Origin of the sequence: Xanthomonas sp. WHRI 1810A (assembly GCF_040202885.1) — a bacterium.
In the GTDB taxonomy this organism is placed as follows: domain Bacteria; phylum Pseudomonadota; class Gammaproteobacteria; order Pseudomonadales; family Pseudomonadaceae; genus Aquipseudomonas.
Genome location: NZ_JBEGED010000004.1, coordinates 192,612 through 212,744 on the forward strand (window position 1 = coordinate 192,612; position 20,133 = coordinate 212,744).

Here is a 20,133-nt window from a genome sequence, read left to right on the forward strand (position 1 = left end):
GCCTATAGCGCGATGTGGAAAATGTTGGTAATTTTCGCGCGGTGATCAACAAGGAGTTCTAATAATGAAAAAAGTAATGATCAAAACCAGCCTCAGTCTTGCCGTAACACTTGCCTCCACCCAACTCTTCGCTTCCGGCTTCGCCCTCAACGAACAAAGTATCAGCGGCATGGGCACCGGTTTCGCCGGCCGCTCCTCTTCCGTCGATGATGCCAGCATCGTGTTCGGCAACCCTGCCGGCATGTCCCGCATCAAGCGCCAACAAGTCACCGTTGGCGTCGCCGCCATTGATGCCAAAACCGATATTTCCGATGCCAGCGGCCGTGCCGCAGGTACCAACGACGGCGACATGGTGCCGTTTACGTCGGTGCCAATGGGTTTCTACGTCAACCCAATCGACGACCACTGGGCATTCGGCCTGGGCGTGTACGCGCCATTCGGGTTGATCACAGATTACGAAGACAGCTTCCAGGGCCGCAATTTCGGCAGCAAGAGCCAAGTGAAGGTCATCACCTTCCAGCCGACGGTCAGCTACGCCTTCAACGACAAGGTTTCCATCGGTTTTGGTCCTACCATCAACCGCATTTCGGGCGTGCTGGAATCTGCATTGAACGTAAGCGGCCTCACGCTGCCGATAACCGGCAGACCTTCCGGTGACGGACGCGTTCAGGTTAAGGGCGATGACGTTGGCTACGGCTACAACATCGGCCTGATGGTCCAGGCAACCGATACGACCAATTTAGGCCTTACTTACCATTCCAAAGTGACCTACAAGCTCGAAGGACACACTGAAGTTAGACCGGGCGCAGGCGTTCCCGCGCCTCTCTTAGGTGCTGGCCGCTACGACGCCAAGCTCAGTATCGATACACCTGAATCCGTAGATTTCTCGGTCACTCAAAAGGTGACTGACGATTGGAAGCTGTATGCAGGCAGCACCTGGACCCGCTGGAGCCGCTTGAAAGCTATTACGGTCGAAAACTCTGGTTTTACCGCAGGTGGCGGCGCAGCGGCGCCACAACTGGTCGGCACCATCAACGAAGAACAAAACTGGCACGACACCTGGGCCTACGCCATCGGCACCTCTTACCAGCTCAACAAGCAGTGGGTATTGCGTACCGGTCTGACCTGGGACCAGTCGCCGACCAACAACACCGATCGTTCGCCACGCATTCCAACGGGTGACCGCACGATCTTCAGCATCGGCGCTGGCTGGAGTCCAACGGAAGACATGACTGTCGACCTGGCCTACTCCTACCTGGACGAAGAGAAGGTCAACGTCAACCGTGTCAACGCTTTGGGCAACACCTATAACGCCAAGTATGACAACAGCGCCAACGGCTTCGGCCTGGGCCTGACCTACCGCTTCTGATGCGGTGGGCGGGGCGGGCTGAAACCCCGTTCGCCAGACGCGAAAAACCCCGCAGCCAGCGATGGCTGCGGGGTTTTTTTATGTCAGCCATCCTCTATGTAGGAGCGCGCTTGCCCGCGATTGCGTCGTGTCATTCAACGAATCTGGTGCAGGCAGAACGCAATCGCGGGCGAGCGCGCTCCTACAGGGTTGCATTCCACTCGATCAAGGCTTCGAAGCAATCGCCTTTTCCACCGCCGCAATCAACTCAGGATCATCCGGCGTGGTGATGCTGCCGAAACTGGCGATGACGTTGCCCTTGCGGTCCACCACGTATTTATAGAAATTCCAGCGCGGCGGGTTGCTCTGTTCCGCCAGCACTTTGAACAGGTGCGTGGCGTCATCACCCCGAACCGGCTGCGGCTCGGTCATGGTGAAGGTCACCCCATAATTGACGTAGCAGACCTTGGCAGTCTCGGCCGCATCGTTGGACTCCTGCTTGAAGTCATCCGATGGCACGCCGAGGACTTCCAGCCCCTGCCCCTTGAAACGCTGATTCAACGCTTCGAGCCCTTTGAATTGGGGCGCGAAGCCGCAGAAGCTTGCGGTATTGACCACCACCAGCGGCTTGCCGGCGAACTGCTTGCACAGGTCGATGTTCTGTTTGGCGCGCAATTTTTGCAACTCGCCCTGCAACAACGGCGGGCAATCGGCAGCCAGGGCTGCACCACTCATGGCTAGCAACAGCAACGGCCCAGCAATCCAGCGAACTCTCATGGCAGCCTCCCTCGCAATTAGTGTCTGACGACACGCTACTCCATGGGGCTGCCGATGCCTAGACACACCGCTGCGGCGGTTTCAGCAGGCACCCATGCCAAGTTGCAAGGCCGGCAGGCCGACGTGTTGCCAGCCCCACCACGCAGCCGCAAGCAAAGCGGCGCCAATAACGGCGCCTCCTACCCACGGCACAAGCCTGATCACAACGCCCCCTGCGCAACCTGCAACCGCGCAACGGGCCGCTCACGCACCGGCCAGTTCAGGGCCGCCGCCATAAGGCTGAGCAGGATCGAGACCTGCCAGATCAGGTCGTAATTGCCAGTGCGGTCATACACGACGCCACCCAGCCATCCGCCCAGAAACGCGCCCAACTGATGAAACAGGAACACAATCCCGCCGAGCATCGACAGGTTGCGCACGCCGAACAGCGTCGCGACGGTGCCATTGGTGAGCGGCACGGTGGACAGCCACAACAGCCCCATGGTCACGCCGAACAGGTAGGCCGTGGTTTCGGTCAACGGTATCCACAGGAACAGCGCGATCACCACCGCGCGCAACAGGTACAGGGCCGTGAGCAGCCGCGGTTTGGACATCCGCCCGCCCAGCCAGCCCGCGATGTAAGTGCCGAAGATGTTGAACAGGCCAATCAGCGCCAGCACCGTGGTGCCGACTTTGGCGGGCAGGTGCTGGTCCACCAGGTAGGCCGGCAGGTGGATACCGATGAACACCACCTGGAACCCGCACACGAAAAAGCCGAAGGCAAGCAACCAGAAACCGGAATGGGTGCAGGCCTCATGCAGGGCTTCGCGCAGGGTTTGCTGGCCCTCGACCATGGGCAGCGGTGTGTCCTTGAGCATGGCCACCAGCGGCAGGATTAACGCCACCAGCAGACCCAGCGCCAGCAGCGCCATGGACCAGCCCAACCAGCCGATCAGCCCGAGGGTACCGGGCAGCATCGCAAACTGCCCGAACGAGCCCGCCGCACTGGCGATCCCCATGCCCATGCTGCGTTTTTCCGCCGGCAACGCACGACCGACCACCCCGAGAATGACCGAAAACGAGGTGCCCGACAGGCCGATGCCGATCAACAACCCGGCGCTGAGGGACAGGCTCAATGGCGAATCCGCCAGGCTCATGCACATCAGGCCGGCGGCATACAGAACCCCGCCGACAAACACCACTTTTGCTGCGCCGAAGCGGTCCGCCAATGCCCCTGCGAAAGGTTGCGCCAAGCCCCAGATCAGGTTCTGGAAGGCAATGGCGAACGCAAACACCTCGCGCCCCCAGCCGAACTGGGCACTCATGGGCGGCAGGAACAGCCCGAAACCGTGGCGTGTGCCGAGGGACAGCGCCAGGATCAATGCGCTGCCGAAAAGAATCCACCCACTGGTGCGCCATACCGACGTCATTATTGTTCTCCCGGCACACAGACCGTAGAAGGAATAGGCGGATATACCCGCAGTTCAGAAGTTTCGGAAAATTACGCCTTGCGTGTTGAACATGTCAATGAATGCGACAAACGAAAAACCGGCAGGAGCCAACGTGTTGGCGAAGGCACTATCCGGAGTTGCCTCACAGGACGCTTCGCGAACACGTTCGCGCCTACAGGGGTGGGGTCAGATAAGGGCGAGCGCAATAAGCACAGCCACTTCCAGCAACTCCAGCATCGCGCCGGCAGTGTCGCCGGTGGTGCCGCCTAACCGACGCATCATCACCTGCCGCAGCCAGACATAACCCACAACGGCCACCAGCAATGCCACCAGCCCTGAAGACCCGCCCACCAACAGCGAACCCATCGCTACCGCCAACAACACCTGCTGACTCACACGCCGGGGCAGATGATCGGCCAGCGCCTGACCCAATCCGCCTTTGCGCACGTAAGGCGTGTGCAGGAACAACCCCAGCAGCGCGGCCCGTCCGATCACCGGCGCCAGCAGCAATCCGATGCTGTGCTGCTGTTGGATCAGCGCAACAAGGGCGGCGAATTTCAGCAACAGCACCACCACCAGCGTGACCACCGCTATCGGTCCACTGCGTGGGTCTTTCATGATCGTCAGGGTGCGCTCGCGATCACCGAAACCGCCGAGCCAGGCATCCGCGCTGTCGGCCAGCCCATCAAGATGCAAACCGCCGCTGAGCATGACCCACGCCGCCAGCACCAAGGCGGCATGCAACAGCAATGGCGCGCCGTGCAACAGTGCGCTGAACGCCATCAGCACTATGCCGAACACCAGGCCCACCACCGGATAAAACAGCAGCGAGCGCCCGGTTTGCTCAGGGGTTGGCATCCCCGGCAAGCGGATGGGAAAGCTTGAGAGAAACTGCAGGGCAATCCAGAACGGCAACATGTTAAACCTCCGTCAACTGGCAGTCGGCCGCCACCTCTAGCGTGAACACGCTGCCATGGCCGGCCTCGACCTGCAGCAACTGCTCGCGTGGCAAGCCGCGCGCCTGGGCCAGCAGCAATCGCATCACGCCGCCGTGGCTGACCAGCAGCAATCGCTCGCCGTTGTGAGCCCGCTGCAAACGGTCGATAGCACCGAGCACCCGGTGGGAAAACGCCGTTACCGGCTCCCCGTTGGGCGGCGTAAACGCGTAAGGATCGGCCCAGAACAGACCAAGCCCGTCGGCGTCGGTCTCCATCAACTGCGCCGCGCTGTGCCCTTCCCAGTCACCAAAATGCAGCTCTTGCAACGCCGGCTCAAGCTGCAAGGGCAGATTCAGGCGGGTCGCCAGCTCTTCGGAAAATCGGGCGCAACGCTGCAACGGCGAGCTGATGATCCGGTCCCACGGCCCGGCCTCACTGACTGCCGAACGCATTTGCTGCCAGCCGGTGTCGGTCAGCGCATCGTCGAGACTGCCACGCAAGCCGCCGCCCAGTTCGGTTTCACCGTGGCGCAGCAGATCCAGGCGCAGGCTCATGCCGGACGGTCGGCCACGGCCGCTTCCTCGAAGGTCGCCATGCCGTTATGCAGCTCGCAGGCCAGGCGCAACAGCGGCACCGCCAACGCCGCGCCACTGCCCTCGCCCAGGCGCAGGCCCAGATCCAGCAAGGGTTCGGCGTCCAGCGCTTCCAGCACATGGCGATGGCCGGGCTCGGCGCCGCGATGGGCAAAGAACAACCACGGGCGACAGGCCGGGTTCAGGTGCACCGCCACCAGGGCCGCCACCGTGCAGATAAAACCGTCCACCAGCACCGCAATGCCTTCCTGGGCGCTGGCCAGATAAGCACCCACCAATGCCGCGATCTCGAACCCGCCCAGACAAAACAGAATGCCCAGCGGATCACCCGCCTGATCGGCATGCAGCGCCAGGGCGCGTTCGATCACCTGCGCCTTGTGGCTGATGCCGTGGGGATCAAGGCCGGTGCCGGGGCCGACCATCTGCACCGCCGGACACCCCAGCAACGCGCAGGCCATGGCGCTTGCGGCGGTGGTATTGCCGATGCCCATCTCGCCGCCGATGAACAACTGCGCCCCCGCTGCTTTGGCGCGCAGCACGCTGTCACGGCCGCCTTGCAGGGCCAGCAGACCTTGTTCGTGGGTCATGGCCGGGCCCTTGGCAAAATTCGCCGTGCCCGCGCCGATGTTCAGGTGCACCACGCCGGGCAGGTTCAACGGCGACACGGTGCCCAGGTCCACCACATCCAGCTGCGCGGACAACTGCCGGGCGAGCACGCTGATGGCGGCGCCGCCCATGACAAAGTTGTGCAGCATCTGCCCGGTGACGGCCTGCGGATAGGCCGACACACCTTCGGCCACCACCCCGTGATCGCCGGCAAAAATCGCGATCCAGATGCTGTCGACGTGGGGCTTGATCCGCCCTTGCAACCCGGCGAGCTGCACCGCCACGCGTTCCAGCTGGCCCAGTGAGCCGGTGGGTTTGGTCAGTTGCTGTTGCCGGGCGAGTGCTTCTTCGCGGCTGTGGGCGTCCACTTCCAGGGCAGGCGCCAGCCACCAGACATTACTCATAACGCGGGTCCTTTCAGGGTCATCGGCAATCCGGCAACGGTCAGCACCACGCGCTGGCATTGCTCAGCCAGCGCTTGATGCAGCCAACCGGCTTCATCGACGTAACGGCGGGTCAGCTCACCGAGGGGCACGACGCCCATCCCGGTCTCGTTGCTGACAAAAATGATCTCGCCCGGCAGTGTCGCCAGGCTGTCCAGCAGCGCGTCGCGCGCCTGGCTCAGGTGTTGGGGGTCGTCGAGCATCAGCAGGTTGGTCAGCCACAGGGTCAGGCAATCGACCAACAGACAACGGCCGTCGTGCGCGTTGTCTTTCAGCACCCGGGCGAGTTCGAGGGGTTCTTCGATCAGGCCCCAATGCAAGGGACGTCGCTGACGATGAAGGGCCACGCGCTGGTTCATCTCGCCATCCAGCGGCTGGCTGGTGGCTATATAAATGACATCAAGACCGGTGTCGTTCGCCAGTCTTTCCGCCAGACGGCTTTTACCGGAGCGTGCGCCGCCCAGAATCAATTGCAGCATCAGTGAGCATCCAGTCCACAGAGTGAGCGCAGCAGCGCAAGGTCCAGATGATTTTCCACCAGATCAGCCAGGCGCTCGATGTCGCGTTCGCGCAGCGCGTGGTAATCCACCGCCTGCACGTCCGACAGCCCGGCCCAACGCAGCAACGCGCTGCAAGCGGCGGGGGTTTCGAACAGGCCGTGCAGGTAGGTGCCGAGAATCTGCCCGTCCGCACTCTGCGCGCCATCGCATCGGCCGTCGTCGAGCAGCACCGCAGGCGTTTCCAGCGCCGGGCCGGAGGTGACGCCCGCATGAATTTCGTAGCCGCTGACTTCGGCACCTTCAAGGGTTAGACGGCCCCGCACATTGCGCAGCTGCTTCTCTTCCTCCAGCACCGTGTTCAGGTCCAGCAGACCCAGGCCCGGGCTTGAACCGGCGTCACCTTCCAGCCCTAGCGGATCGTGCAACTGCGCGCCGAGCATTTGCAGGCCGCCACAGATGCCCATGACGTTGCCGCCGTAGCGCAGGTGCCGGCTGATGGCAGTGTCCCAGCCGTTCTTGCGTAGAAACGCCAGGTCGCTGCGCACGCTTTTCGAGCCCGGCAGAATGATCAGATCGGCGGCCGGAATGGCCTGGCCCGGCCCGATGAATTGCAGATTCACCTGCGGATGCAGGCGCAGCGGATCGAAATCGGTGTGGTTGCTGATGCGCGGCAACACCGGAACGATGACGTCCAGCACGCGCTCCGCCTTGTCGGTCTGGCGCTGGTCGAGGCCGTCTTCGGCCTCCAGGTGCAGGTCCATCACGTACGGCAGCACGCCCACCACCGGTTTGCCGGTGCGCTGTTCGAGCCAGTCCAGCCCCGGTTGCAGCAACGCAATGTCGCCGCGAAACCGGTTGATGATGAAGCCCTTGACCCGCGCCTGCTCGCTGGGCGACAGCAATTCAAGGGTCCCGACCAGATGCGCAAACACCCCGCCGCGATTGATGTCGGCCACCAGCAACACGGGGCAATCCACCGCTTCGGCAAAGCCCATGTTGGCGATGTCACCGGCGCGCAGGTTGATCTCGGCCGGCGACCCCGCGCCTTCGACCATAACCACCGAATACGCGTCGCTCAGCCGTTGATGGGATTCAAGCACCGCTTGCATGGCGATGGCTTTGTAGTCGTGATACGCGACGGCGTTCATGGTGGTGACGGCGCGGCCATGAATGATCACTTGCGAGCCGGTGTCGCTGTTGGGTTTGAGCAACACCGGGTTCATGTCCGTGTGCGGCACCAGCCCACAGGCCTGGGCCTGCACCGCCTGCGCCCGGCCGATCTCGCCGCCGTCTGCGGTGACGGCGCTGTTGAGCGCCATGTTCTGCGGTTTGAACGGCACGGTGTTGACGCCTTGCCGGGTCAGCCAGCGGCACAAAGCCGTCACCAGTGTGCTTTTGCCCGCGTCGGACGTGGTGCCCTGCACCATCAGCGTTTTGCCGGTCATGGGGCTTGCCTCGAAAACGCGTGAAGCGCCGTTTCAAGTCGCTGCCAGTCGGCTTCTTCCCGGGGCAGGCCGAAACGCAGGCTGTTGTTGTGCGGGCCTTCGTTCTGGAACAGCCGCAGCAAAATCCCGCGCCGGGCGCAACATTCGTACAACGCCACGGCGTCGGGGGTTATCAGCCACTGAAACAGCGCGCATCCGCCCTGCGGCGCCAGGCCGTATCGGGTCAATAGCGCAACCAGACGCTGACTGGCGTTGCCCGTGCGTTCCTGTTGCCGACGATGACCTTCAACGTCGTTGAGGCAGACTTGTCCCAGCCATCGCGTAGGACCGTTCACCGCCCAAGGCCCGATCTGTTTGGCGAGAACCTTGAGAAACCGTTCCTCGGCCAGCACGAAGCCGAGGCGCACCCCGGCCAGTCCGAAGAATTTGCCGAACGAACGCAGGATGATCAGCCCGACCCGATCCGACTTGCCCGCCAGGCTCAGCGCCGGCGTGTTGTCCATGAACGCTTCGTCCACTACCAGCCAGCCGCCGTGCTCGGCCAGCTTGGCGTGCCAGTCCAGCAGACGTTCGGGGGACAGGCTCAAACCCGTGGGGTTGTTGGGGTTGACCACCACCAGCACGTCGAGGGAATCGATGAAGCGATCGACTTCGTGTTCCAGCACCTCGCGCACCAGGAATCCATTGTTGCGCCAGGCCTCGGCATGTTCGGCGTAACAGGGCGACAGCACGCCGACCTTGCCCGAATGACGCAGCCGCGGCAGGGCCTGGATCGCGGCCTGGGAACCGGGCACCGGCAAGGCGTGGGGTGCACCGTAGTAGTCGCAGGCCGCCAGCTCGAGACCGTCGTTGGTTTCCGGCAGACGCGCCCAGGCAGACGGCGCGATCTCCGGGATCGGCCACGCCCAGGGCGAAATGCCGCTGGAGAGGTCCAGCCAGTCGGCTTCGGCGATCCCGTAGGTAGCCACCGCGCCGCGTAATCGACCGCCGTGTTCAAGCATAAAAGTAAGCTCCTGCGCACAGCATCAACAGCCATAACCAGACACCACGCTGCACCAGCTGCCAACCACGATCAATCGAGTCGGCATCGGCCGGGGCGCCTTCGCCCAGTTGCGGCCGCTGGTGCAATTCGCCGTGATAGATCGCGGCACCGCCCAGTTCGACGCCCAGCGCGCCAGCGCCTGCGGCCATGACCGGCCCAGCATTGGGGCTGTCCCACTTGGGCGCCTGGGTTCGCCAGCAACGCAACGCCAGTCGGGTCTTGCCGAGCAGTGCGTAGGTCAGCGCCACCAGTCGTGCTGGAATGTAGTTAAGCAGATCGTCGATTTTTGCCGCTGCCCAGCCGAAGCGTTCGAAGCGCTCATTGCGGTAACCCCACATGGCGTCCAGCGTATTGCTCAGCCGGTACAACACCACGCCCGGGGCGCCGAACAGCACGAACCAGAAGATCGCGGCGAACACCGCGTCACTGCCGTTTTCCAGCACGGACTCGGTGGCCGCCCGGGCGACTTCGGTGCGGTCCAGTTCGGTGGTCTGGCGACTGACCAGATAACCGACCCGATGCCGTGCCTCATCCAAATCATCGGCGCGCAAGGCCTGGGCCACTGGTTCCACGTGTTCGCCCAGGCTGCGCAGGCCCAGCGCGCAATACAACGCGGCGACTTCCACGAACACGCCAATGTAAGGCAGCCCGCTTAGCAGCGTGGCCAACAGGGTGAGCGGGATCACGGCGATGAACCAGGCCGTGACGCCATGACTGCGCCAGCCTCGGCCGGCCGCATTCAACCGGCGCTCGATACGCTCGGCAAAACGTCCGAACGCCACCAGCGGATGGTGTCGCTTCGGCTCGCCCAGCAGCGCATCCAGCGCGACCCCGGCGATGCTCAACAACGCCACGCTCATGGATGCTCTCCCCAGCTGTTTTCGTAAATCAGTTCAGTGAGCGGCCGCGCCTGGGCCCAGCCTTCCATCACCAGCATCGGCTGTGGATAGAATTCGGCGACCGGGCCCAGGCACAGAATGGCCAGCGGCTTGGCACCGGCCGGCATGCCCAGCAGGTCAGCCAGGGCCTGCGGGTCGAACAGCGAGACCCAGCCCATGCCCAGCCCTTCGGCGCGGGCGGCGAGCCAGATGTTCTGGATCGCGCAGGACAGCGAAGCCATGTCCATTTCCGGCAGGGTGCGACGGCCGAAGATGTGTTTCTCGCGATCGTCCATCAGCGCCGCGACCAGCACCTCGGCGCAATCGCTGATGCCTTCGACCTTGAGCTTCATGAAGTTGTCCGCCCGCTCGCCCAGCGCTTCGGCGGTGCGAATGCGCTCTTGTTCGACCTGGGCCTGAATGCGTTGGCGCAGGTGCGGGTCGCTGATGCGAATGAAGCGCCACGGCTGCATCAGGCCCACGCTCGGCGCGTGGTGCCCCGCTTCCAGCAACCGCGCCAGCAATTCGGGTGCCACCGTGCCGCCGATGAAGTGACGCATGTCCCGGCGTTCGGCGATGGCGCGGTAGACCGCTGCGCGTTCGTCGGGGGTGAAGGCGTGGTCGGTCATGCTTGCCACCGAACCATGACCGTCCTTCGCAGGTTCAACTGCAGGCACGGACTCCTGTGGGAGCGGACCTGTCCGCGAAGAGGCCAGTCAATCCAATGCATTTGCAGCGTCTGAGCCTCAGTCTTCGCGGACAGGTCCGCTCCCACGGTAGTTGTCTTGCAGCTTGAATCGCTCATGGCAAAAACAGCGCCGCCACCGCCTGGGGGTTGGAGGGGAAATAGAAGTGCACGTAGGACGCGGTCATCCGGCCGACGCGGTACACCGCTTCGGCGCCGCGCCCGCCATTGGGGCTCACGCCTCGGGCAATGGGCTGCAGCTCGGTGCTGGTCAGGGAATGATGATAGGTATGGCCACGCAACGTGCCTTCGGGCAGGTCGACGTTTTGCAGGGCCAGGGCCGCCAGACGCTTTTGCATCACCGCCTCGCCGCCGAGCAAGCCGACCAGTTCAGCGCGCTGGCCGTCGACGTCGGTCAGGGCGTCGAGCAGGTACAACATCCCGCCGCATTCGGCCAACAGCGGCTTGCCGTCGGCATGGTGCTGGCGAATCGCTTCAATCATGGGGGTGTTTTCCCCCAGCGCCACGTGGTGCAGCTCGGGGTAGCCACCCGGCAGATACAGGCTGTCGGCATCCGGCAAGCGTTGATCGCGAATGGGCGAGAAAAACAACAACTCGGCGCCCATGGCCCGCAGCAGGTCGAGGCTGGCGCCGTACATGAACGCAAAGGCCTCGTCGTGGGCGATGGCGATGCGCACGCCTTCGAGCAAGCGTTCTGCGGCCACGAACTCAGGGGCTTCGAAGGTAACGGCGGGCGGCAACGCGACTTCGCAGGTGCTGGCCAGGGCATTAGCCGCCGAGTCGAGGCGCACATCGAGATCGTTCAATTCGCTGGCTTGCACCAGACCCAGATGGCGGCTCGGCAGTTCGATACCGGTTTCCCGGGACAACGCGCCGTACCAGCGCAGGCCTTCGGTAAGGCTGCCCTCCAATAGTTGCGCGTGACGTACGGTGCCGACCCGGTTGGCCAGCACGCCGGCAAACGGCAGATCCGGCTGATAGCGCGCCAGGCCCAACGCCAGCGCGCCGAAGGTCTGGGCCATGGCCGTGCCGTCGATAACGCCCAGCACCGGCACGCCGAAACGTCGGGCAAGGTCCGCGCTGGACGGCGTGCCGTCGAACAGCCCCATCACGCCCTCGATCAGAATCAGGTCAGCGTCCGCGGCGGCTTCCCACAACAGGCGTCGGCTTTCGTCCTCGCCCACCATCCACATGTCCAGCTGGTAAACCGGGTTGCCGCTGGCGCGTTCGAGGATCATCGGGTCAAGAAAATCCGGACCGCATTTGAACACACGGACCTTACGCCCCTGATTGCGGTGCAAACGGGCGAGCGCGGCGGTCACCGTGGTCTTGCCCTGCCCGGAGGCAGGCGCGGCAATCAGTACCGCCGGGCAGTGCCTGGCCTGACTCATGAACACTCACTCACAGTTCAATACCCTTCTGCGCGCGAATGCCGGACTGGAACGCGTGCTTGACCACGCTGATGTCCGACACCGTGTCCGACAGGTCGATCAGTTCCTGCTTGGCGCCACGGCCGGTGACCACCACGTGCTGCATCGGCGGACGCGCCTGCAGGTCGGCAAGCACTTGCTCCAGATCCAGGTAGCCGTGCTTGAGGGCGATGTTGAGTTCGTCGAGGATCACCAGGCCGATACCGGGGTCACGCAGCATGTCCTGGGTCACGCCCCACGCGGATTCGGCGGCGGCGATGTCGCGCTGGCGATCCTGGGTTTCCCAGGTAAAGCCCTCGCCCATGACGTGATAACGCACTTGCTCGGGGAAGCGGCGGAAAAACAGCTCCTCGCCGGTGCTGTTGCGGCCCTTGATGAACTGCACCACGCCGCACTGCATGCCGTGGCCCATGGCGCGGGCGAGCATGCCGAACGCCGAACTGCTTTTGCCTTTGCCGTTGCCGGTCAGCACCAGCAGCAGCCCGCATTCATTGGGGGCGCTGGCAATGCGCTCATCCATCACGGCCTTTTTGCGCAGCATCCGCGCCAGGTGGCGTTCGTCACGTTCGGGGGTTTCGCTCATCTCAGCTCTCCGCTTGAGGGCAGGTAAAACGCAGACGGAGCGCACGAGCAGGCACTGGCAACACGGCGCCCTTCAAGGCGGACCGCGGCGCAGAGCATCGCCCTCCGTGATGCTGTGGAATTGGATCAGGCCGGTCTCCGGACTCATGAGCGATACGTCGGGCCATGCGCCTTCCCATGCTCAGTGAGCACAGTGGCATCGTGCGTGGCTTTTTCTCATTTACCGTTGCGGAGGCAGCGCCGGGATCGAATTCAACGTTCTCACCGGCTTCCCTGTTTCACCCTGTCGAGACTGGTCCGAAGGGCACCTGAAACAAGGGGCGAAGGGTAGAGGGTTGAGGTATGAGCGTCAATCGACGCTGCGCCTGATCCGCGCATCCAGCCCGCACTTGGCCTATCGGTTGAAACTAAGCGGCGTAAGGTGTCTCTACCTAGGTACATAAAAATACCAACTGCCTACGAAATGGAGATCGACGATGTTCAAGCTCAGACCTCAAGTTGCTTTGGTTCTGCTGGTCGCCGGGGGCCTTGCCGCCTGCGGCGAATCCTCGAAACTGCAGGTCAGTGACGGCATGGGGACCTCCCCCAAGCTACCTGAACCCAACAAGACCCTGATCCCGACCGTGAACATCGCCCCTGCCGTGGGCTGGGCCGCCGGCGCCAAACCCACTGCCGCGCCGGGCACCCAGGTCGCCGCCTTCGCTGAAGGCCTGGACCACCCGCGCTGGCTGTACGTGCTGCCCAACGGTGACGTGCTGGTGGCCGAAACCAATTCCCCGCCCAAGCCCGATGATGGCAAAGGCATTCGCGGCTGGGTCATGGAAAAAGTCATGGGCCGTGCCGGTGCCGGCGTTCCCAGCCCGAACCGCATCACCCTGCTGCGCGACAAGGACCACGACGGTGTCGCTGAAACCCGCACGGTGTTTCTGCAAAACCTCAACTCGCCGTTCGGCATGGCGCTGGTGGGCAACAAGTTTTATGTGGCCGACACCGACCGCCTGATCAGCTTCAACTACGAGTCCGGCCAGACGTCCATCAGCGGCCAGCCCACCAAGGTTGTCGATCTGCCGGGTGGCACGCTCAACCATCACTGGACCAAGAACGTCATCGCCAGCAAGGACGGGACCAAGCTCTACGTCACCGTCGGTTCCAACAGTAACGTCGGCGAGAACGGCCTGGACAAGGAAGAAGGCCGCGCGGCGATTTGGGAAGTGGACCCGGCCACCGGCTCGCACCGGATTTTTGCCTCGGGCCTGCGCAATCCCAACGGGATGGCGTGGGAACCGAACACCGGCGCGTTGTGGACGGCCGTCAACGAGCGTGACGAGATTGGCAGCGATCTGGTCCCCGATTACGTGACGTCCGTGAAGGACGGTGCTTTCTATGGCTGGCCGTTCAGCTATTACGGCCAGCACGTGGACGTGCGCGTGACGCCACAAAATCCAGACCTGGTGGCCAAGGCCATCGCCCCGGATTTCGCCGTGGGTCCGCACACCGCCTCCCTGGGCCTGACGTTTGCTGACGGGAAAACCCTGCCGGCGCCGTTCACCGAAGGGCTGTTCATCGGTCAGCACGGCTCGTGGAACCGCAAACCGTACAGTGGCTACAAAGTGTTGTTCGTACCGTTCAAGAATGGCAAGCCGAGCGGCACACCGGTTGATCTGCTGACAGGCTTCCTGAGTTCGGACGAAAAAGCCCAGGGCCGCCCGGTCGGCGTGATCAACGACAACAACGGTGGTCTGCTGGTGGCGGATGATGTGGGGAACAAGATCTGGCGGGTGACGGCGGCGAAGACTGCGCAGGCAGCGGTCAAGCCGTAACTCGTTGAAGGGATCGTTCCCACGCTCTGCGTGGGAATGCATCTGCGGACGCTCCGCGTCCCATGACGCGGAGCGTCATCAACGGCGTTCCCACGCAGAGCATGGGAACGATCAATATGATCGCGAGCAAGCTCCCTCCCACTGCCCGACTGCCGCCGAGGCTACTGCCGCGCCAGGCTCGAAGGCTGGATCACACGCTTGGCGTTGAGCCAGGCTTTCTGCCAATAGGGTTTGTCCAGGCTGTCGAGCTTGACCGTGCCGCCGGTGGCCGGCGCATGCACGAACCGCCCTTCCCCCACGTAAATCCCCGCGTGACTGACATTGGAGCCACCGCCGGTGGCGAAGAACACCAGATCGCCGGTCTGCAACTGGCTGCGATTGATGTTCGGGCCACGCAACGTAATCATTTCGCGGGTCGAACGCGGCAAACTGATGCCCGTCGCGTTGCGGTAGACGTACGCAATCAAGCCACTGCAATCAAAACCGGAATCAGGGGTATTGCCGCCCCAGCGATAGGGCGTGCCCACCAGCCCGATAGCGCGGACCAGCACGTCATCAGCCATCGGCGAAGGAAAATCGGAGGGAACGGAAACCACAACAGGCCGGGGAGCAACCCGTTTAGGCGCAGGCGGCGGATTGCTGGCGCATGCAGCCAGCAACGCAGCCAAAGAAATGACAATCAGGCGTACCGTAAACGACATAAACACAACAACCTGTGACGGGATGCGGCCTAAGTCCCTGCCAACGCCGGGACCCGGAAATGCGCATGAGCCCGGGTTTCCCCGCCATGCGCCCGGTATTAACGGTGTTGGCGCTTGAGTGTAGTCGAGGTCATCGCGGTCGTGGTGGTAGGCCCCTGAGCAGGTGCCATGGCCAGCGCGCGCTTGGCTTCGATGAACGTTCTGGACCAGTACGCATCGTCCAGGCTGTCTACCCGGACACCGCCACTGCGCCGGCTGCTGGAGTGGATGAACTGGTCATCACCCAGGTAAATGCCGGCGTGACTGACCCGACCCCGGCCGGCGGTGCTGAAGAACAGCAGATCGCCCGGCTTGAGATCGTTGCGTTTGATCAGTGGCGCATCGACGTTGATCATTTCGCGCGTGGAACGCGGCAGGCTCATGCCAGCCTCTTCGCGAAAGAGGTAACCGATAAAGCCGCTGCAATCAAAGCCTGAAGAAGTCGAGGTGCCACCGAAACGGTAGCGGGTGCCGATCAAGGATTTGCCGCGTTCGAGGATGCTGTCGGCCAAGGCCGGCAAACGGTACGGTTTGCTGTCGGCAAACTGGGCGAGTTCATCTTCGGTTGCGATTTCGTCTTGCAGCACGGAGGCGTAATCGGCGCGTTGAACGGCGGATTGCGCAGTGATCGAATTCTGGAGGTTCTGGTGTTGAACCTGTTGTTGCGACGCTGGCATCTGAGCCGCGCAGCCGAACAAGAGGGTAACGAGTGCGAGAGGCACGAGGGGTGCTAAGCGATTGAGCATGAACACGACCGTGGGAAATAAGGTAAAGAAGCCGAGACTATGCCTTCTATCAAACCCATTTGCAAATTCAATCGAATCAAATGTGACTTACGATGTCGCTCATCACATCTAAGGCCCGGCACTTCAGGAACACGTCCATTTGTGCGGAATGATCGGTTTGCGAGGGGTTTATCTCGGCAGTAAAGCCCCCGGATACCCTCGTGCGCAGCATCGGCTCGTGAATATACGGAAAGCTGGCAGTGGTGCCAATGCTTATAACCGCATCGAAGCCCTTCGCCATCTCTTCGTTGAGCATTTTCAGTGCCATTTCTGGCAAGATTTCCTCGAAAAGCACCACCGGTGGTCGCAAAATCCCATGGCATATTGCGCACAGAGGGGGCAGAGGCCCCTGTAAATGCTGGCTCAAGTGCGGATCCTTGACGCCACAAGTCTGACAGTACAGCGGCGACAGCTGTCCGTGAATCTCAATCAAACGATCCGACGAACTGCCTGCCGCCCTGTGGTAACCATCGACGTTTTGCGTCAGTACCCAGCAATCGGGCTTACGCTGCTGCAGTTGTGCGATGGCATAGTGCGCCTCATTGGGCCGTCCGCCGAGGCAAGCGCTGCCTAATTGGGCAATGTACTTCCAGCACAGGGCCGGGTCGCGGCGCAGCATGGGCCCGGACAGCGCCATTTCGATGGGCAGTCCGTCGCCGGTGTGACCGTTGTAGAGCCCGCCCACACCGCGATAGGTGGGCAGCCCCGAATCTGCCGACAGCCCGGCACCGGTGATGATCAGAATCCGGTCGGCATGACGCAGCGCTGCCGCCGTCTGCAGCACCAACGCAGGATCGACGCCGGCAATCACCAGCCGAGGGTCTCTTTCAGGAAAGGAATGGTCAGCTTGCGCTGGGCCTGCAAGGAGGCCTGGTCGAGCTGCTCGAGCAAATCGAACAACGCGCTCATGCTGCGGGTGCCACGGGTCAGGATGAAGTGGCCGACCTCATCGGTAAGGTGCAGGCCACGGCGCGAGGCGCGCAACTGCAGGGCCCGCAGTTTTTCTTCGTCCGACAGCAGCCGCATCTGGAACACCAGCGCCATGGTCAGGCGGGATTTCAGGTCCGCCAGTTTCACCGGCAGTTCACGGGGCGAACAGGACGCGGCAATCAACAGGCGACGACCGCTGTCTCGCAGCCGGTTGAACAAGTGGAACAAGGCCTCTTCCCATTCCGGCTTGCCGACGATGACCTGGAGGTCGTCCAGGCAGACCAGCTCGTATTGCTCAAGGTGATCGAACAGCTCGACGCCTTCATCAAGCACTTCAGCCAGCGGGAGATAGACAGCGGGCTCGCCCAGTTGCTCAAAACGCAGGCAGGCGGCTTGCAGCAGGTGGGTGCGCCCTACGCCGTTCTTGCCCCAGAGGTAGATCAGGCTTTCGGTCCACCCGGCGTCGGCTTCGCACAGCCGCTCGACATAGCCGAGTGCTGCGGCATTGGCGCCTGGATAGTAATTGACGAAGGTGGCGTCATCACGCAGACGCACACTCAGGGGCAGCTGAATTGGTTTCATGCTGGCTGAACGGCTCATGATGAGCCGCCAAGGGGCCTCTGTGAAAAGTGCGCAAAGTTTATACCCGTGGGCCGGACCGCACAATGCGGCACACTGCCTGCAAAATCAAAGGCTTGCGCGGGTCACGCGGCAGGGTTGGATTTCAGGCGGATTAGCAGCCATAAAAAAGGCGCATGGATTGAATATCCAGGCGCCCGTGGGCGGGTGAAAGGTCGCGGCCCGATCAGCCGCTACAACTTCGGATCTTCCATGCCGCCGTAGATATCCGAATCCTTGTAGACGTCGTGAATATGGCGCACCAGCACCATGATCACCGCCGCCACCGGCAGCGCCAGCAGGATGCCGGTGAAGCCGAACAGCTCGCCCCCCGCCAGAATCGCGAAGATCACCGCCACCGGGTGCAGACCGATCCGGTCGCCCACCAGCAATGGCGTCAGGACCATGCCTTCCAGGGCCTGACCGACCATGAACACCGCGACAATTCCCAGCATCGGGTACAAATCGCCACCGAACTGGAAGAAGCCGGCGATGATCGCCGAACCGATGCCGATCACGAAGCCCATGTACGGCACGATCGCGGCCAGGCCGGCAATCACGCCGATCAGCAGCCCCAGTTCAAGCCCCACCAGCATCAGGCCGGCGGCATATATGAAGCCCAGCGCAACCATCACCAGCAACTGGCCACGGATGAAGGCGCCCAGTACCTCGTGGCATTCCGCTGCCAGGGCGACGATTTTGCTTTCCTTGTGACGCGGCAACAGGCTACGCACCTTGGCCATCATCACGTCCCAGTCCCGCAGCAGGTAGAAGCACACCACCGGGATCAGCACCAGGTTGGTCAACCAGCCGATCAACGCCAGGGTCGAGGTGGTGGCTTGCGCCAGGATGATGCCGACGATGTCGCCCGTCTGGCCCATGTGTTCGGAGATGGCCGCCTTGACCTTGTCGAACTTCCAGAAACCGTCCGCCAGGCCGAGTTTTGCCTGCGTCCAGGGCAGCGCCGTGTGCTGCAACCAGTCAAGAATCTGCGGCGCCAGTTCATACAGTCGATACAACTGCTTGGCGAGCATCGGGACCAGCACCAGCAGCAGACCCATCATGATCAGGGTGAACACCACGAACACCGAGACCACGCTGAGGGTGCGCGACAACCCGAGTTTTTCCAGGCGGTCGGCCAGCGGGTCACCCATGTACGCCAGCAGCAGCGCCACCAGAAACGGCGTAAGGATCGCATGCAGCAAGAATATAAACAGACACAGCAGGACAACCCCACCGATCCAGAACCAACGACGCGTATCAGTCATTACCGCCCCTAGCGCCACATAATGCGTGGCCTGAAATAAATGCTCTTTTTTACAACGTCGTTATGAACACCGCTACCAGCGAAAGTGCAGTTGCGGCGCAGAAACCGGCTGAATCACGGGTGCAGGCTGAGCGGCGGGTGTCGCGCCCGGTGCCGGTGCCTGTTCTGGCGTGACCGGCGCGGGTGGCACCTGGTCAGCCGGGACTTCCTGCAATTTGGCCAGCGCCAGTTGCGAGCGCAACTGATCCGGACTGCCTGTCACGTCGAAGACCACGCGATCACCGGTCACCGACTTCAGGCGCCCACCAAACGGTTCCAGCAAGCGTCCAAGCTGCGCGTAATGCTCAAGGGTCATGCCCTGCACTTCCAGAGCGAGGCCGGACGATGCGCCCGGCTTGACCACAAACTTGGGCGCCAGGCGCTGAGTCACGGCCAGCAACACGGCGTCGGCCAGGGAGTCGGCGCTGGTGCCGGTGGCGGTGCCCTGCTCACGCTGATCGCCCAGCCACAGGTGCCATTTGCCTTGCCACTGCCCGCCGTTTTCCACAGCGTGCACCGCCAGAATCGCATCAGACCCGTAACGTTCGGACGCGCCTTTGAGCGGCCCGACGTCGTTGCTTTCCAGCGCCTTGGCGTTGCCCATGCCTTGCTCGCTCAAATCCGCCAACGGCAGACGCAGTGGCAGACCCCGATGCTGGGCGGCCCGGCGCAGCGGCTCGGCAGCACCCTGACCGTCACCCACCAGGTTGGAGCCGTCGGTGGTGTCGTTCAACCACCACGCCAGGATCACCGGGCGGTTGCTGCCCCAGAGCGACAAGCCGGCGCCGCGCAACGTGCGGTCGGTGCTGACCGGATCGAAATCCACCAGCAACGACTCAAGCGGACCGGCCTCGTAACCGTACTGGCTGATGATTTGCTGCGGATCACTGCGCACGGCGGCCAGCCCCGAACCTTGCGCGGCCTTGGCGTCGCCGGTCAGGCGAATCACCAGGGTTTCCAGCGCGGCCTGGGTGGCGCGGGTTTTCTCATCGGGGGTTTGTCCGCTGACGGGTTCACGGACCTGATACAGATTGTTCACCGTCTCGGCGAAGCTCGGCAGACTGGTCAACGACAGGCAGCCTGCGAACAGGCAGCTGGTCAGACGCATGACAGGGGGTAGACGCATAAAAATTCCCGGAGAACAAACAGCCCTGAAAAGGCTGCATAAAGATGATTGGCGAGATTCAGACCGCACCACGGCCCGAATCGCTCCCTG

Annotated in this window: 20 protein-coding genes and 1 riboswitch; of the genes, 2 read left to right on the top strand and 18 right to left on the bottom strand. The window is 62.8% G+C overall.

Features of this window, described 5'->3' with window-relative positions:
- The first annotated feature begins 64 nt into the window (after positions 1 to 64).
- The gene (locus tag ABQX22_RS08680; protein ID WP_349798485.1) at positions 65 to 1,369 is read left to right on the top strand and encodes an OmpP1/FadL family transporter; all 1,305 of its coding nucleotides are present in this window, start codon (positions 65 to 67) and stop codon (positions 1,367 to 1,369) included.
- Between the two features lie 204 nt (positions 1,370 to 1,573).
- On the opposite strand, the gene ABQX22_RS08685 is transcribed toward ABQX22_RS08680, so the two are convergent.
- From ABQX22_RS08685 to cobO, 12 genes are all read right to left on the bottom strand, one after another.
- Positions 1,574 to 2,125, bottom strand: a complete 552-nt coding sequence (locus ABQX22_RS08685) for a glutathione peroxidase (RefSeq protein ID WP_349798486.1) — start codon at positions 2,123 to 2,125, stop codon at positions 1,574 to 1,576.
- Between the two features lie 200 nt (positions 2,126 to 2,325).
- Positions 2,326 to 3,534: an MFS transporter gene (locus tag ABQX22_RS08690; protein ID WP_349798487.1), complete on the bottom strand. Its 1,209-nt coding sequence runs from the start codon at positions 3,532 to 3,534 to the stop codon at positions 2,326 to 2,328.
- 207 nt (positions 3,535 to 3,741) lie between these two features.
- Complete coding sequence (locus ABQX22_RS08695) at positions 3,742 to 4,473, bottom strand: adenosylcobinamide-GDP ribazoletransferase (RefSeq protein WP_349798488.1); 732 nt, start codon at positions 4,471 to 4,473, stop codon at positions 3,742 to 3,744.
- A gap of 1 nt (position 4,474) precedes the next feature.
- A complete protein-coding gene (cobC, locus tag ABQX22_RS08700) occupies positions 4,475 to 5,047 on the bottom strand; it encodes an alpha-ribazole phosphatase family protein (RefSeq protein WP_349798489.1) in 573 nt (190 codons plus the stop codon).
- On the bottom strand, positions 5,044 to 6,096 hold the full coding sequence (cobT, locus tag ABQX22_RS08705; protein ID WP_349798490.1) for a nicotinate-nucleotide--dimethylbenzimidazole phosphoribosyltransferase: 1,053 nt from the start codon (positions 6,094 to 6,096) through the stop codon (positions 5,044 to 5,046). Before cobT ends, cobC begins: the two co-directional genes overlap by 4 nt.
- Positions 6,093 to 6,614, bottom strand: coding sequence for a bifunctional adenosylcobinamide kinase/adenosylcobinamide-phosphate guanylyltransferase (gene cobU / locus ABQX22_RS08710; RefSeq protein WP_349798492.1), 522 nt, complete (start codon positions 6,612 to 6,614; stop codon positions 6,093 to 6,095). Before cobU ends, cobT begins: the two co-directional genes overlap by 4 nt.
- On the bottom strand, positions 6,614 to 8,080 hold the full coding sequence (locus tag ABQX22_RS08715) for a cobyric acid synthase (protein ID WP_349798494.1): 1,467 nt from the start codon (positions 8,078 to 8,080) through the stop codon (positions 6,614 to 6,616). Before ABQX22_RS08715 ends, cobU begins: the two co-directional genes overlap by 1 nt.
- Positions 8,077 to 9,081, bottom strand: a complete 1,005-nt coding sequence (cobD, locus tag ABQX22_RS08720; RefSeq protein WP_349798496.1) for a threonine-phosphate decarboxylase CobD — start codon at positions 9,079 to 9,081, stop codon at positions 8,077 to 8,079. Before cobD ends, ABQX22_RS08715 begins: the two co-directional genes overlap by 4 nt.
- Positions 9,074 to 9,982, bottom strand: coding sequence for an adenosylcobinamide-phosphate synthase CbiB (gene cbiB, locus ABQX22_RS08725; RefSeq protein WP_349798498.1), 909 nt, complete (start codon positions 9,980 to 9,982; stop codon positions 9,074 to 9,076). The genes cobD and cbiB overlap by 8 nt, the downstream gene beginning before the upstream one ends.
- The gene (gene bluB, locus ABQX22_RS08730) at positions 9,979 to 10,629 is read right to left on the bottom strand and encodes a 5,6-dimethylbenzimidazole synthase (RefSeq protein ID WP_349798500.1); all 651 of its coding nucleotides are present in this window, start codon (positions 10,627 to 10,629) and stop codon (positions 9,979 to 9,981) included. Before bluB ends, cbiB begins: the two co-directional genes overlap by 4 nt.
- 172 nt (positions 10,630 to 10,801) lie before the next feature.
- Complete coding sequence (locus ABQX22_RS08735) at positions 10,802 to 12,097, bottom strand: cobyrinate a,c-diamide synthase (protein WP_349798502.1); 1,296 nt, start codon at positions 12,095 to 12,097, stop codon at positions 10,802 to 10,804.
- 10 nt (positions 12,098 to 12,107) lie between these two features.
- Positions 12,108 to 12,719 carry a cob(I)yrinic acid a,c-diamide adenosyltransferase gene (gene cobO / locus ABQX22_RS08740; protein ID WP_349798504.1) on the bottom strand — a complete coding sequence of 204 codons (612 nt, stop codon included), beginning with the start codon at positions 12,717 to 12,719 and terminating at the stop codon, positions 12,108 to 12,110.
- Positions 12,720 to 12,830: 111 nt separating this feature from the next.
- Positions 12,831 to 13,045, bottom strand: a riboswitch (cobalamin riboswitch).
- Positions 13,046 to 13,194: 149 nt separating this feature from the next.
- Between cobO and ABQX22_RS08745 the strand changes: the two genes are divergently transcribed.
- A complete protein-coding gene (locus ABQX22_RS08745) occupies positions 13,195 to 14,538 on the top strand; it encodes a PQQ-dependent sugar dehydrogenase (RefSeq protein WP_349798506.1) in 1,344 nt (447 codons plus the stop codon).
- Between the two features lie 161 nt (positions 14,539 to 14,699).
- Here ABQX22_RS08745 and ABQX22_RS08750 read toward each other — a convergent pair whose 3' ends face one another.
- From ABQX22_RS08750 to ABQX22_RS08775, 6 genes are all read right to left on the bottom strand, one after another.
- Positions 14,700 to 15,239 (bottom strand): C40 family peptidase, encoded by a 540-nt coding sequence (locus tag ABQX22_RS08750; RefSeq protein WP_349798508.1) that lies wholly within the window; start codon positions 15,237 to 15,239, stop codon positions 14,700 to 14,702.
- A 98-nt stretch (positions 15,240 to 15,337) separates the two neighbouring features.
- Positions 15,338 to 15,955 (bottom strand): C40 family peptidase, encoded by a 618-nt coding sequence (locus ABQX22_RS08755; RefSeq protein ID WP_349798510.1) that lies wholly within the window; start codon positions 15,953 to 15,955, stop codon positions 15,338 to 15,340.
- Positions 15,956 to 16,100: 145 nt separating this feature from the next.
- Positions 16,101 to 16,874: an NAD-dependent protein deacylase gene (locus tag ABQX22_RS08760; protein WP_349798512.1), complete on the bottom strand. Its 774-nt coding sequence runs from the start codon at positions 16,872 to 16,874 to the stop codon at positions 16,101 to 16,103.
- Positions 16,871 to 17,575 carry a DnaA regulatory inactivator Hda gene (gene hda, locus ABQX22_RS08765; protein WP_349798514.1) on the bottom strand — a complete coding sequence of 235 codons (705 nt, stop codon included), beginning with the start codon at positions 17,573 to 17,575 and terminating at the stop codon, positions 16,871 to 16,873. The genes ABQX22_RS08760 and hda overlap by 4 nt, the downstream gene beginning before the upstream one ends.
- A gap of 230 nt (positions 17,576 to 17,805) precedes the next feature.
- A complete protein-coding gene (locus ABQX22_RS08770; RefSeq protein ID WP_349798516.1) occupies positions 17,806 to 18,879 on the bottom strand; it encodes an AI-2E family transporter in 1,074 nt (357 codons plus the stop codon).
- A gap of 72 nt (positions 18,880 to 18,951) precedes the next feature.
- Positions 18,952 to 20,043, bottom strand: coding sequence for a DUF2066 domain-containing protein (locus tag ABQX22_RS08775; protein ID WP_349798518.1), 1,092 nt, complete (start codon positions 20,041 to 20,043; stop codon positions 18,952 to 18,954).
- Positions 20,044 to 20,133: the final 90 nt, after the last annotated feature.